Source organism: Stenotrophomonas sp. VV52 (genome assembly GCF_002893095.1).
GTDB lineage: Bacteria > Pseudomonadota > Gammaproteobacteria > Xanthomonadales > Xanthomonadaceae > Stenotrophomonas > Stenotrophomonas aracearum.
In genome coordinates this window covers 15,602-27,964 of sequence record NZ_PKQQ01000011.1, presented here as the reverse complement: position 1 = coordinate 27,964, position 12,363 = coordinate 15,602, and the positions used below count along the sequence as shown (strand labels likewise).

The 12,363-nt window shown below is 68.3% G+C and carries 10 protein-coding genes; all 10 read right to left on the bottom strand.

Going from position 1 to position 12,363, the window contains the following annotated elements; translation table 11 throughout:
* Positions 1 to 47: 47 nt before the first annotated feature.
* The 10 genes from C2U58_RS16225 to C2U58_RS16180 all read right to left on the bottom strand — a co-directional run bounded on the left by C2U58_RS16225 (position 48) and on the right by C2U58_RS16180 (position 12,299).
* A complete protein-coding gene (locus C2U58_RS16225; protein ID WP_102946880.1) occupies positions 48 to 1,640 on the bottom strand; it encodes an AarF/UbiB family protein in 1,593 nt (530 codons plus the stop codon).
* A gap of 25 nt (positions 1,641 to 1,665) precedes the next feature.
* Entirely contained in the window at positions 1,666 to 4,131 is a 2,466-nt protein-coding gene (locus C2U58_RS16220; protein ID WP_017355175.1) for a hypothetical protein, read from the bottom strand.
* On the bottom strand, positions 4,128 to 5,042 hold the full coding sequence (locus C2U58_RS16215) for a ribose-phosphate diphosphokinase (protein ID WP_017355176.1): 915 nt from the start codon (positions 5,040 to 5,042) through the stop codon (positions 4,128 to 4,130). The genes C2U58_RS16220 and C2U58_RS16215 overlap by 4 nt, the downstream gene beginning before the upstream one ends.
* Positions 5,039 to 6,556 (bottom strand): thymidine phosphorylase family protein, encoded by a 1,518-nt coding sequence (locus C2U58_RS16210; protein ID WP_049404647.1) that lies wholly within the window; start codon positions 6,554 to 6,556, stop codon positions 5,039 to 5,041. Before C2U58_RS16210 ends, C2U58_RS16215 begins: the two co-directional genes overlap by 4 nt.
* Positions 6,553 to 7,938, bottom strand: a complete 1,386-nt coding sequence (locus tag C2U58_RS16205) for an MBL fold metallo-hydrolase (protein WP_102946798.1) — start codon at positions 7,936 to 7,938, stop codon at positions 6,553 to 6,555. The genes C2U58_RS16210 and C2U58_RS16205 overlap by 4 nt, the downstream gene beginning before the upstream one ends.
* Positions 7,939 to 8,020: 82 nt before the next feature.
* Complete coding sequence (locus C2U58_RS19900) at positions 8,021 to 8,428, bottom strand: hypothetical protein (protein ID WP_049436410.1); 408 nt, start codon at positions 8,426 to 8,428, stop codon at positions 8,021 to 8,023.
* Positions 8,425 to 10,812 (bottom strand): heavy metal translocating P-type ATPase, encoded by a 2,388-nt coding sequence (locus C2U58_RS16195; RefSeq protein WP_253256770.1) that lies wholly within the window; start codon positions 10,810 to 10,812, stop codon positions 8,425 to 8,427. The genes C2U58_RS19900 and C2U58_RS16195 overlap by 4 nt, the downstream gene beginning before the upstream one ends.
* Positions 10,809 to 11,474 (bottom strand): isoprenylcysteine carboxylmethyltransferase family protein, encoded by a 666-nt coding sequence (locus C2U58_RS16190; protein WP_017357195.1) that lies wholly within the window; start codon positions 11,472 to 11,474, stop codon positions 10,809 to 10,811. The genes C2U58_RS16195 and C2U58_RS16190 overlap by 4 nt, the downstream gene beginning before the upstream one ends.
* A gap of 1 nt (position 11,475) precedes the next feature.
* Entirely contained in the window at positions 11,476 to 11,790 is a 315-nt protein-coding gene (locus C2U58_RS20405; RefSeq protein WP_065427866.1) for a DUF2933 domain-containing protein, read from the bottom strand.
* Entirely contained in the window at positions 11,787 to 12,299 is a 513-nt protein-coding gene (locus C2U58_RS16180; RefSeq protein ID WP_102946797.1) for a MerR family DNA-binding protein, read from the bottom strand. The genes C2U58_RS20405 and C2U58_RS16180 overlap by 4 nt, the downstream gene beginning before the upstream one ends.
* Positions 12,300 to 12,363: the final 64 nt, after the last annotated feature.

The following is a 12,363-nucleotide window of genomic DNA, read 5'->3' as shown; positions in this document are numbered from 1 at the left end:
ATGCACTGATGCGCCGGGCACCAGCGGGGAGATAGATCAGTGTTCTGTTACAAGTGTCCCGATCTGGCGATGGCCATCACCAGCCGCAGTGAGAGCAATCCCGCAGCAGCGAAAGCCACCATAGCCAGGAAAGGCATGTGACCGAACACTTGCGGGCCGTCGGAATGCAGGCTCAACAGCGCACCGCTTACGTACAGGCCCAAGGTGACCAGGGCCAACGCCAGCCGGTTGCCCGTGCGCGCGATTGCCTCCTGCGTGGAACTCAGGCCATGGTGGTGTACGGAGAAGGCGGGTCGTCCGTCGCTCAGTTGCGCCTGCCGCAACAGGTCGGTGGCGATCTGTGGCAGTTGGCGCGCAGTGCGGGCCAGCCGCATGGCAAGCGGCCTGTTGCCGCTGGGGCGGCTGGCTTCGGCAATGTCGGCGATCGCGGCCGCCTGCGCGGACAGCGTCCCCAGCAGGTCCAGATTCGGATCCAGCGCCCGCAGCGTGTTCTCGACCAGGAACAGCGTCCGGATCAGGGACAGCAGGTGGGCCGGAAGCCGGAAGCCAGCGCCCTGCCCAATGCGTGCCACGCGCCAGATTGCCTCGGCAATGGACCACTGCGCCAGCGGACGGCTGGCCATCTCGGCCAGGATCAGGTGGATCTCGCGCACATGCGAGCGGCGGTCGACCTGCGACGGGAAGAAGCCCATGGCGATCGCTGCATCCAGCACGCCCTCGGCGTCGTCGGCCGCAATGGCCTCGACCATGCCGCCGAGCGCGAGCCGGGATGCAGGGTCGAGCACGCCGATCGATCCAAAGTCATGCAGGCACAGGCGACCGTCGTCAAAGAAGAACAGATTCCCCGGGTGCGGGTCGGCATGGAAGACGCCGGCGCCGAAGAGCTGATGCACGTAGGCACCGAGCAGCGCCCTTGCCAGTGCGGGAGCGGCCGCTGTGCCGTACGCGGCCTCCAGACGGGTCCCGTGGCTTCGATCCTGCACAAGCACGTTGCGGGTGGCATACGGCTCGACGACGTGCGGCTGGGTGATGCCGGGCAGGGCATCCAGCACCTTGGCCATGCGCCGCATGTTCTGCGCCTCGTGACGCATGTCGATCTCGTCACGCAGGAATGCGCCTAGTTCGTCCACCAGTTCGAGCGGCCGGTGGCGTTTCAGTGGCGGCCAGATCCACTGGGCGATGCGCATCGTGCGCCGCAGGAGCAGCAGATCCGCCTGCACCTGGGCATGGATCCCGGGGCGGGTGATCTTGACGACCACATCGCGACCATCATGCATGCGCGCTGGATGGATCTGGGCCACTGAAGCCGCGGCCAGGGGCTTGTCATCGAAGCTGGCGAAAAGTTCGCCGACCGGCGCGCCAAACGCCTGTTCGACGATACGCATGGCCTCCTCCGCCGGGAAGGGGGGCACATCGCTGTGCAATCGCGACAGCGCCTCGCGATAGGGCGCCGGCAGCAGGTCCCAGCGCAGGCTCAAGCCCTGGCCCAGCTTGACGAAGGTGGTGCCCAACCCCACCAGTGTGGTGCTGACGTATGCCGGAAGCAGGTCGGGTGCACGTCGGCGCAGGCGCAGCACGGCGACGCCGAGCTTGAGTCCCGCCCAGGCAATCTGGCCTCCGCGCCGCACCGTGCCCGCCATCAACGCGCGCTCCCGGTTGGACAACTCATGGCGTCGACCCACTTGCAGGACGCAGGATCGTGGCCGGATCGCCCCGACCATCCACTGCCGCCAGCTCCGCTTCCGACAACAGGCCGCCCCGGGACTGGCCGAGGACGCCCGCGGCCGCATCGACCACGTGCGCCCAGGTGCTGCGGTTGGCGAACAGCAGTCCCGGCACGTCCAGCGTGCCGCCGCGGTTGACGAAGCCGAGCGCCGCGGTCGTGGCCGGGCCAGTGTCGAGCCGGCGCAGCGCGCCCAGGAAGGGCTCGGGCCGCGTATGCGTGACGAATATGCGCGGCCGTTCCGCCGGGAACAGTGCATGGACCTCGCTGTCGGAGTGCACGTACCGCGCCTCGTCCGGATCGCGCGGCGTGCGGAACCGGCCGGGCTCGCCGAGATAGACGATCGCGGCCGACACGCCACGTTCAACGAGGCGCACCTGCGCGTGGCGCACTTCCTGCAATTGGTAAGCACCGGTGGCGACCAGCAGGATCGCCGCTGTCGCCGGGTTGCCGGCCAGGCATAGCGCACCTTGGGTGGCCAGCGCCTGCGCCTGCGTCGGTGTCAGCTCGTGCGGCACCGGTCGCTTGGGGACGACCAGGGTGGTGACCGTGCCGCGTTGCGCGTAGGCGTGGGCGAGGGCCGCGGCGGCGCCGTTGGCGTCCGGGGGAAACACCACGCGCGATATGTCGGCCATTTCGCCCAGGAGCGCCTCGGCCATGGTCGGATCCTGATGGGACTGCTCGTTCTTCGCGTTCTCCCACGTGTGCGAGGTCAGCACGAGAGGCACGCCCAGCCAGCCGGGCGGTCGCCCCGCCTGTGCCTGGTGACGCGCGAAGATCAATTCCTGGCGCACGGCGCCAAGCATCTTCGGTGCGAACGCCTCGTAGGTGACCACCAGGTTCAGCCCGCCCTTGTTGCCGAGCGCGGCGCATACCACGGCTTCCTCATTAAGCGCGGTGATGACCGCGCCAGTGGTCGATTCCGCGACACCGGGCTCGGGCTCGTGCACCCGGTGCTTCATTGCGTCCAGGGTGCGATCGAGCTTGTTGCTGCGCAGCTCGTCAGGATTGCCCACGCGCACGCGCAGCCCCGGGTTCGCTTCGGCGATGGCGACGAACTGCTCGTCGAGCGCGGTCATCGGCGAGCTCTCGCCGCCGGCGCCGCGGTCGGCGATCGCCGGGACGCGGGGCGGTTCCACCTGGCGATCGGCCAGCGCATGGTCGCGCTCGCGCACGCGCTGCTGGAGGTCGTGGCTGTTGAGTGCGGCAACAGCCTCCTCGAGCTCGGACGCGGCCACGAACAGCGCCGCGGCGCCTTGATTGAAGAGCGCGCGTGCCTCGGCCTCCTTCGACGGATTCCCGGGCAGGGGCAGGTTGTGCGAGGCGTTGGTCCCGGCGCCGGGGAATCCGAAGCCCTTCACGGTTTCGGCAATGCCATAGGGCAGCCGCACGTCGGCATCGGGAACGGCGGCGCCCGCTTGCAGGCGCGACTCCATCACATGGATACCCCACGCGATGCTGGCCGGATCGCGCCCGTCCAGCGCGATCGGATCAAAGCCGTTCAATCGCAGGTGCCGGTCCAGCCACCGCTCGCCGCCCTGCTGGGCGATCTGGCTGCGCTGTTCGATGCGCCGCCCGTTGAGGATGATGATCGGGCTGACCAGCCCGCTGTCCTCGGCACGCCACCAGCGCGGCGCCCAGTCGCTGCCGCGCTGTTCCTCGAACGCACCGTCGCTGAGGAACGCCACCAGGCGTTCGTCCTTGAGCGGTGCATGCACGTACTGCAGTTCGGCAAAGCCGAGATAGCCGCCTTCCATCACGCCCCCGGCGGTGTGCGCATTGACGTGGGAGCCCAGGGGCGACGCCGGTGTTCCGTCCGGATTGAGGGTGTAGGCATAGAAGTCGCCGACGAACCGGCTCAGCCCCGCGTCGGAGCGGTCGTAACGTTCGGCGTGCCGGGCGGTCATGTTGCCAACCAGCACGTTCAGCGCGTCGATGGCGGCCACGCAGTGCCCCTGGCCCATCATCCATGCGCGGGTGACGCCATCCAGGGCGTCCATCAGCAGGTAGCCGGCGTAGGCCGGCACCATGTTGAGGGACCCGCCAGTGTGGCCTTCGGGCGTGGCCTTGAAGTCATCGGCCTCGAGGGCCGCGCCGTCGGTGCGGACCCGCTGGCTGTAGGTCATGTGGGCCACCAGCCACATGCCGGCGCTGGTGACGCGATCGGCCGCGGCGAGCCGCTGCCAGGCGGTGCCGGCATCGGGCGTGCGGCCCAGGGCCACCAGCTCGTGCACCATCTGGCGGACCCGGAGCTGGGTGAGCGGGTCATGTCGGATCACGCCGTAGCCGGCCGCCCAATGGTCAAACGCGGGATCGGCCCGCCGGTGGGCGTCGGCGAGTTCAAGGGTCCGCTGGCGCTCGGCGGCCGACAGCTGGTCGGCGGTGCAGCAGTTGAGATGCAGGTTCATGGGTCCTCCGGGGAGTCGGCCGAAGCGGACATCAGGGTCGATGCCGCGTCAGCGAGGTCCGCGCCGAGCGCGATCGCGTTCGACGGGTGGGCAATGGTGTCGGTACTGACGATGCGGGCCAGACCTGCTTCCTGCAGGCGGGCATAGGCATCGCCGGCGAACACCGGATGGATGGCGACCAGCAGTGGCGGCGGCAACGACAACCGGCGCAGGTGTGCGAGGGTCTCCAGGATGGTGTGGCCGGACGACACGATGTCGTCGATCAGGACCGGGGTCCGGCCCGCCACGGCCTGCGGGTCGGGCAGGCTGACGCGCACGTCGTAGTCGCCGTGCCGCTCCTTGGCCAGCACCTGGTAGGGCATGCCGGACAGGGCGGCGATGTCCGCTACCCACTGCTCGCTCTCGCTGTCAGGGCCGATCAGCACAGCGTCGGGGACGGTCTCAGCGATCCAGCGGGCCACGGCCGGCGTCGCCGATACGTGGACCGTCGGAATGCGGTAGAGCGACTGCAGGCGCTCGACGCGGTGCAGGTGCGGGTCCACGGTCACCAGCCAGTCGAAAGCCTCTTCGAGGAATTGCGCAAACAGCGGTGTACTGACCGCCTCGCCGCGATGGAAGCGGGTGTCCTGGCGCATATACCCCAGGTAGGGTGCGATGAGGCCGACCGAACGAGCCCCGAACTCGCGCGCGGTCCGGGCGGCGAAGCGCAGCGGGAGGGCCAGGGCATCGGCGTTGCGCAGGCTGGCCAGGATCGCCACATCGGCGCCGTCCAGTGCGTCGTCCAGAGTGACCAGCGACTCGCCATCGGGGAAGTGCCGCCAGGCCACGGGTGCAATGCGCGCCTGCAGGGGCTGGTTGATGGTGCCGGCCAACACTGCATCGGCCGGGAAGGGCATCAGCACACGGGTCATGGAACCTCTCCAAGCACAAAGGGTTGCAGCGTCGCGGCGTGCTCCAGGGCGTAGGCCAGTTCTCCCGGCGACTCCGCATGCAGGGTCATCATGGGCTGTCCGCGCTCGACCGTATCGCCGATCCGCAGACCGGTTTCGAGGCCGGCGGTGGGGGATGTCGGGGCGCCGGCCAGCTTGGCCAGTTTGGCCAGCCTGCGGTTGTCGATCGCCGCGATGCGGCCCGATGCAGGCGCCGGGACGTCGGCGGTGAACGCCGCCCGTGGCGGTTCGCGGAAGCCTCCCTGGGCCTCGCAGATCGCCAGGAACTTGGCCAGCGCCGCCCCGGAATCCAGCACGCCGCGCGCGCGCTCCAGTCCGGTGCCGGCGTTGCTGCCCGCTGCCATGTCCAGCAGCGCCGCGGACAGCGCAAGTGCGCGTTCGCGAAGGTCGGCGGGTGCATCGGCCGCGTTGCGCAGCACCTTGAGCACGTCGTGCGCCTCGAGCGCCGGGCCGATTCCCCGACCCACCGGCTGGGTGCCGTCGGAGCGATGGATGCCCAACTGCAATCCCAGCGCGCCCGCGGTGTGGGCAAGCCGCGTGCCGAGGCTGTGGGCCGCGGCCTCACCTCGCACCTTGGCCGTCGGACCCACCGGCATGTCGATCAGGACGTGGGTGGAGCCCGCGGCTATCTTCTTCGACAGCACGCTGGCGACCAGTTGGCCGTCGCTGTCGAAATCCAGCGGGCGCTGGACCCGGATCAGGATGTCGTCGGCCGGGCTCAGGCGCACGTTGCCACCCCACACGATGCAGCCGCCCTCGCGCTCCACCACCCGGCGCATCGCCGCCAGGTCGAGCGCCACCGGCGCCATCACTTCCATGGTGTCGGCGGTGCCCGCGGGCGACGTGATCGCGCGCGACGAGGTCTTCGGGATGCGGTAGCCCAGCGCAGCCACGATGGCCACCACGATCGGGGTGGTGCGATTGCCCGGCAGGCCACCTACGCAGTGTTTGTCCAGCACCGGCCCTTCGCCCCAGTCCAGGCGCTGGCCCACGGAGATCATGGCTCGCGTCAGCGCGGTCGTCTCCGCATGGTCCAGGCGGTCACCCGCGCTGGCAGTGACGAAAGCTGCAAGCTCCAGGTCCGACAACCTGCTTTCCATCACGTCCTGCACCAGGGCGAAGTACTGCGCGTCGTCCAACCGGGCGCCGAACACCTTGGCACGGAGCGCGCCCGCCGACGCCGCGGGTTCCGCGTGCCTGACGCCGGCGAGGGCGTCGGGCGCGGGATCGAGGAGCGTCCACGCGGCCTCCGACAACGCCACCTCGTCCAGGCCGAGCCGATCGTCGATGACCACGTTCAGCGTCGCCACCAGCGTGCGGGCGTCCACGTCCAGCCTGACGCGCGTCATCGCGGCAAAGCCTTCCGAGCGACAGACCTCGCAGTCGCGGTGCATATAGACCACCGGCTGCTGGTAGGTGTCGATGCCGGCACGGGTGACGCGCAGGCGGGTGTGGCCCGGGGCCTGCGTGGTCATCTCGCATCCTCCAATCCGACTTGCTCCAGGTGCCCCGGCACGCGCGCACGCCAGCCCAGTTCACGCTGCACGCGCCCGCGCAGCGTGTCTGCAGCGTCGGGCTCGCCGTGGGTGAGGTAGACCATGCGCGGCGCGGACGGCGCGGTGCGCATCCAGTCCAGCAGCTCCCCGGCGTCGGCGTGGCCGGAGAAGCCCTCCAGCTGCACCACCTCGGCGCGGATGGGGACCTCGCGGCCGAACATGCGCAACGTGCGCTTGCCTGCCGCCAGCGCGGCACCGCGTGTTCCTCCGGCCTGGTAGCCCGCGAGCAGGATCGCGTTGCGGTCATCGGGGCCGAACGCCTCGATGTGGTGCAGCACGCGCCCGCCGGTGATCATGCCGCTGGCCGAGATGATGATCATCGGCCCGCGCTGGCGGTTGAGTGCCTTCGACTCTTCTACAGTGTTGACGAAGGTGGCCACGTCGAACATCCGCTGGCAGTCCTCGTCGGACACGTGGTGCTCGGAGTGGTGGTCGTGGTAGTGCCGGGTCGCGTTGATCGCCATCGGGCTGTTGAGGTAGACCGGCACGCGAGGGATGTCCTTGCGCTCACGCAGCCGGGCGATATGCAGCATGAGCGCCTGGGCGCGGCCGATGGCAAAGGCGGGAATGACGATCACGCCCCCGCGGGCGGCAACGCGGCGGATGATCGGTGCCAGCTCGGCTTCTTGGTCGATCGGAATGTGTTCCCGATTGCCATATGTGGATTCGCAGACCAGGACGTCACAGGCGGGCAGGGGCGTCGGCGGATTCATCAGCGACTCCTGCTGCCGTCCCAGGTCGCCACTGAAGTGCAGGCGCTGGCCCTGGACGTCAAGGCTGACATGGGCAGCGCCCAGGATGTGGCCGGCAGGATGGAAGCGGATCGTGACGCCTGATGCGACCTCGATGTCGCGACCATAGTCATGCCCCTTGAGCTGCTTCAGGCTGCGGCAGGCGTCATCCTCGGTATAAAGCGGCCGTGGTTCCTTGTGCTTGGAGTACCCCTTGCGGGCCGCGTACTTGGCCTCCTCTTCGAGCAGGTGTCCGCTGTCGGGAAGCAGCAGGCCGCACAGGGCCACGCTGCCATGGGTGCAGTGGATCCGGCCGCGGAACCCTTGTTTGACCAGTGCGGGCAAGTAGCCCGAATGGTCCAGGTGGGCGTGGGTCAGGACCACCGCGTCGATTGATGACGCCTCGACGGGAAACGGAGCCCAGTTGCGCTCGCGCAATTGCTTGTAGCCCTGGAACAGGCCGCAGTCCACGAGCACGCGCTGACCGTTGGCCTCGACCAGGTAGCGCGAGCCGGTCACGGTGCCCGCGGCACCGAGGAATTGCAGGGTGGGGTTGGAAGACGCTGTCATGGTGTGGCTCCTGTTCTGGAAGGGAAGTGATTGCGGAGGGCATGGCGAGGGCCGAGGCGCATCTGCATCGCCCGCGCGCCTGTCAGGGGCGGATCAGCTCCACTGTGTCGTTGACCTTGGGGCTCCCGGAGATCACTTCAGCCTCCGCGTAGTGGCTGTCGAACAGTTCGACGATGCGCACTTGGCCAACGTTCTCGCGGCGGTAGCGTGGACCGCCGGCCCGCGAATGCCGGATACGGCGCTTGTGCCGGATCACGTCCAGCACCTGCCCGACCTGGGCACCGTCGGCCTGCCCGACACAGACCACAAGCGTTCCGTCCTGCTTTTCCAGCACCTGGCCGCGCATCAACACGTTGTGGCGGAACCCACCCTCGTTCGCGGAGACGACCCCCGGCAATGCGAACGCGAGCGCGAGGGCCAGTGCGGCGACCCAATGGCTGCGATTGGTACCTCGGGGTCTGGAATGGGCGACGTGTGTGACCGTATTCATGGTGTGGACTCCTTAGATGGGCTGCGAGGGGTGGCGGCATCCGCCAGTGGAAGGCGTTTGAGCAGCAACGCGTTGAGGGCGACGATCACCGAACTGCCCGACATCGACAGCGCGGCGATTTCTGGCGACAGCACGAACGGATAGAGCACACCGGCCGCCAGCGGAAAGGCCAGCACGTTGTAGCCCACGGCCCAGCCCAGATTCTGATGCATCTTGCGCAGAGTGGCGTGGGCGATGGTGGTCGCGCGAACGACGTCATAAGGGTCGCTGTGCATGAGCACGATGTCGGCACTCTCGATGGCGACGTCGGTGCCGGCGCCGATCGCGAACCCAACGTCGGCTTGGGTGAGCGCCGGTGCGTCGTTGATGCCGTCGCCCACCATGCCGACCTTGAGGCCCTGCGACTGCAGCTTGATGACCTCATCGGCCTTGCCGCCCGGCAGCACGTCGGCCAGCACGATGTCGATTCCCAGGTCCTGTGCCACGCGCTCGGCCGTGGGGCGGTTGTCGCCGGTGATCATCGCCACCTTGATGTTGCGCCGGTGCAATTCGTCGATGGCCGCGCGCGAGGTCTCCCGGATCGCGTCGGCAATCGCGAAGAAGCCTGCGAGCCGGTCACCCACCCCGGCATAGATCACCGTGCGACCGGCACCGGTGAGGCGCGCAGCCTCCGCTTCCAATACCGAGAGGTCGATGCCGTGCTCGACCATCAGGATCCGGTTGCCCAGCACCACCTGCACCCCGTCAACCACGCCGGTAGCGCCCTGGCCATCGATGTTGGTGAACGCGGTAGCGCGCTCGGCTACCGGACCGGCACGCTTCAGGATGGCCTGCGCCAGCGGGTGCTCGGAGTGCGCCTCGACCGCGGCGGCCGCGGCCAGCAACCGCTCCTGCGTCCAGCCCGGCGCGACCGCCATGTCGACCACCTCGGGGGCGCCGACCGTCAGGGTGCCGGTCTTGTCGAAGATCACCACGTCCAGGCGTGCGCTCTTCTCAATCGATTCGGCATGCTTGAAGAGGATGCCGTGTCGTGCCCCCAGGCCAGTGCCGATCATGATCGCCATCGGCGTGGCCAAACCGAGTGCATCGGGGCAGGCGATGACGAAGACGGTGATCGTCAGCGTGAGCGCGAACAGCAGCGGCTGTCCCAGCCACCAGAACCAGACCGCGAAGGTCAGCAGCCCGATCACGATCGCAGCCAGCACCAGCCATTGCGAGGCGCGGTCGGCGAGCAGCTGCGCGGGCGCCTTGGAGTTCTGCGCGGTCTGGACCAGCTTGATGATCTGCGCCAGTGCCGTGTCGCTGCCGATCTTGGTGGCGGTGTAGGCGAATGCGCCGCTCTTGTTGATCGATCCGCCGACGACGGACTCTCCGGGATCCTTGCGCACCGGCATCGACTCGCCGGTCAGCATGGATTCGTCGACCTGAGAGCTGCCTTCCGTCACGATGCCATCGACCGGGATCTTCGCCCCGGGCCGCACGATCACGGTCTCGCCGACCAGCACTTCAGCGGTGGGAATGTCGAGCTCCTGCCCCTCGCGCCGGACGACCGCGCGGGGTGGGGACAGCTTCAGCAGCGCTTTCATGGCGTCCGAGGCGCCGGCGCGAGCCCGCATCTCGAGCCAGTGGCCAAGCAGGACGAAGGTCAGCAGGACGGCCGAGGCCTCGTAGAAGTTCGGCCCGTCGAAGAAGAACGTCGACGCGATGCTGAAACCGTAACCTGTGCCCACGCTCAGGAGCACCAGGACCGCCATGTCCAGCACACCCCGTCGCAGGGACCGGATCGCGGCGCTGAAGAATGGCCAGCCCGGATACTGCACGGCGCCGGTCGCCAGCAGGAACAACCAGACGTTCTCGCGCAGTCCGAACGGCACCGGCGGCGGCTCTATCAGCCCGCCCATGGGCGACCACACGAATACCGGGATCGCGAAGGCGAGGGCGACCAGGAAGCGGCGGCCCATGTCGCGCGCCGCGGCGTGCAGATCGCTGCCGTGGTTCATGCCCGCATGGGCGTCGTGGCCCCCGGCATCCGTGGCGTCATCGCCGTGGCCGGCGTGGGCGTCAGCGGGGCGCTCTGCGGCCAATTCCTGTCCGTGCCCGGCATGCGCAGCATGGGCGTGCGCGCCTGCGGCGGGGTCGGCATCGGGCATCGGCGCGTTGCATTGGAAGCCGCAGTCGCGGATCGCGGTGGCGACCGCGCCCGCCGACAGGCGGGCCGGGTCGTAGGACACCTGCAGGGTCGCGGTAGCGAAATTCGCGCTGGTGGCGTTGACTCCAGGCAGCGCGGCCACGGCCTTCTCCAGCGTGCGCGCGCAGCCGGCACTCACCATGTCGCCGATGGGCCAGGTGCGCGTGCGCACAGTGGGTTTGTGGACGTGCGTCATCGGGTTTCTCCTTGGGATGGAGCGGGGCCGCGCCGGCGTCGCGGGATGAAGGCCGGCACTTCCTGCATGTAGCGGACGTAGTCGTCGCCGAAGCGGCTCAAGCAGTCTTTTTCCTCACGACGCGCCAGGCGGGCATAGGCCCACACGAGCACTGGATAGCTGGCGAGCGTGAGCAGCGTGGGCCACTGCAGCAGGAAACCGGTCAGCACGAGCAGGAAGGCGACGTACTGCGGGTGACGCATGCGCGCATACACGCCCTCGCGGGCGAGCCGGCCTTCACGCTGTGCCCGATACAGCACCGGCCAGGCGGCCGACAGCAGCCAGAAGCCGCCGCCGATCAGGACGAAGCTTGCGATGTGGAATGGGCCGAAATGCGGGTTGGCGCGCCAGCCGAACCACATCTCGAGCAGATGGCCCGCGTCATGGCTCAGCCAGTCCACCTGCGGATAGTTGGCGCTGAGCCAGCCGCCCAGGACGTACAGCGTCAGCGGGAAGCCATACATTTCCGCGAACAGGGCCACGACGAAGGCGGAGAACATACCGAACCCACGCCAGTCCCAACGGGTCAGCGGTTTGTAGAAGCTCCAGGCGAAGAAGATGAAGAACGCGGCGTTGATGGCGGCGAGGAGCCAAAGACCGTAGCCGGAGTCGGGTGCCTGCATGTCAGTGCCCTCCGTTCGAGGTGTCGGACGTTTCGTCGTTCAGTGCCCGCTTGCTACGGCTCTCATGCTGGCCATGGGGTGTGTCGTCGGCATTGCCGTCGCGCCCATGACTTCCGGAACCTCCATGACCGCCATGCCCCTTGTGCATGAACACATGCATCAAGGGACATAGCAGCAGGATGGCCAGGGGCAACCAGCGAAGCGTCCCCCCAAGGTGGGCGCGGTGCTCGACGGCGAGATAGAACACGGCCAGCGCCAGGAAGATCCAGAAGACCCAGCGTCGGGAGCCTGAGGGGGCAGGACTGGAGGCTGTCATGGCAAATTCTCCTCTGTGGGGCGGCGTCCAAGAAGTCGCCGGGGGGTGGACTTGACGAACCCGCCGCCTTCAGCAGCGGCAACAGATTCGATCAATGCGCAGACGTCATCGCCAGTCGGAATGGAGTCCGGAAGCTCCGCCCAGGCGTGGATGGCACGCTCCATTCGTCCGTGCATGGCGAGCAGCCTGTCCAGTTGTTGGCGGGTGTCGTCGAGCCTGCGCCGAATGATGTCCCGCACAAGCGGACAGGGACTATGTCGCAGCAGGCTGTGGTGGATGATTTCCTCGATTTCCCCCAGCGTGAAGCCAAGGTGTTGCGCCGTGCGAATGAAGTGCAGGCGAAGGAGCTCCGAGGTGGAGAACAACTGGTAGCCGCCCTCGGTATGCGTGGCCGCTTGCAACAGACCGCGCCGCAGGTAGTTGCGCACCACATACACCGTGACATCGCCCTGCCGTGCCAGCTGGCGGACCGTCATCAGCGGCAGCGTCACTTCTTCCTTGGTCGTCATCGGCTTGCTCCCGGCGAGGTGTTGATCAGGCTAGACCTGTGTCTCGCACACAGGTCAACCGGCC

Excerpts from the sequence above, each read along its gene's own strand:
- C2U58_RS20405 (WP_065427866.1), bottom strand. The coding sequence starts at position 11,790 with ATGACAGCCTCCAGTCCTGCCCCCTCAGGCTCCCGACGCTGGGTCTTC.
- C2U58_RS16205 (WP_102946798.1), bottom strand. The coding sequence starts at position 7,938 with ATGACAGCGTCTTCCAACCCCACCCTGCAATTCCTCGGTGCCGCGGGC.
- C2U58_RS16210 (WP_049404647.1), bottom strand. The coding sequence starts at position 6,556 with ATGACCACGCAGGCCCCGGGCCACACCCGCCTGCGCGTCACCCGTGCC.
- C2U58_RS16225 (WP_102946880.1), bottom strand. The coding sequence starts at position 1,640 with ATGGCGGGCACGGTGCGGCGCGGAGGCCAGATTGCCTGGGCGGGACTC.
- C2U58_RS16215 (WP_017355176.1), bottom strand. The coding sequence starts at position 5,042 with ATGACCCGTGTGCTGATGCCCTTCCCGGCCGATGCAGTGTTGGCCGGC.
- C2U58_RS19900 (WP_049436410.1), bottom strand. The coding sequence starts at position 8,428 with ATGAATACGGTCACACACGTCGCCCATTCCAGACCCCGAGGTACCAAT.
- C2U58_RS16180 (WP_102946797.1), bottom strand. The coding sequence starts at position 12,299 with ATGACGACCAAGGAAGAAGTGACGCTGCCGCTGATGACGGTCCGCCAG.
- C2U58_RS16195 (WP_253256770.1), bottom strand. The coding sequence starts at position 10,812 with ATGACGCACGTCCACAAACCCACTGTGCGCACGCGCACCTGGCCCATC.
- C2U58_RS16220 (WP_017355175.1), bottom strand. The coding sequence starts at position 4,131 with ATGAACCTGCATCTCAACTGCTGCACCGCCGACCAGCTGTCGGCCGCC.
- C2U58_RS16190 (WP_017357195.1), bottom strand. The coding sequence starts at position 11,474 with ATGCAGGCACCCGACTCCGGCTACGGTCTTTGGCTCCTCGCCGCCATC.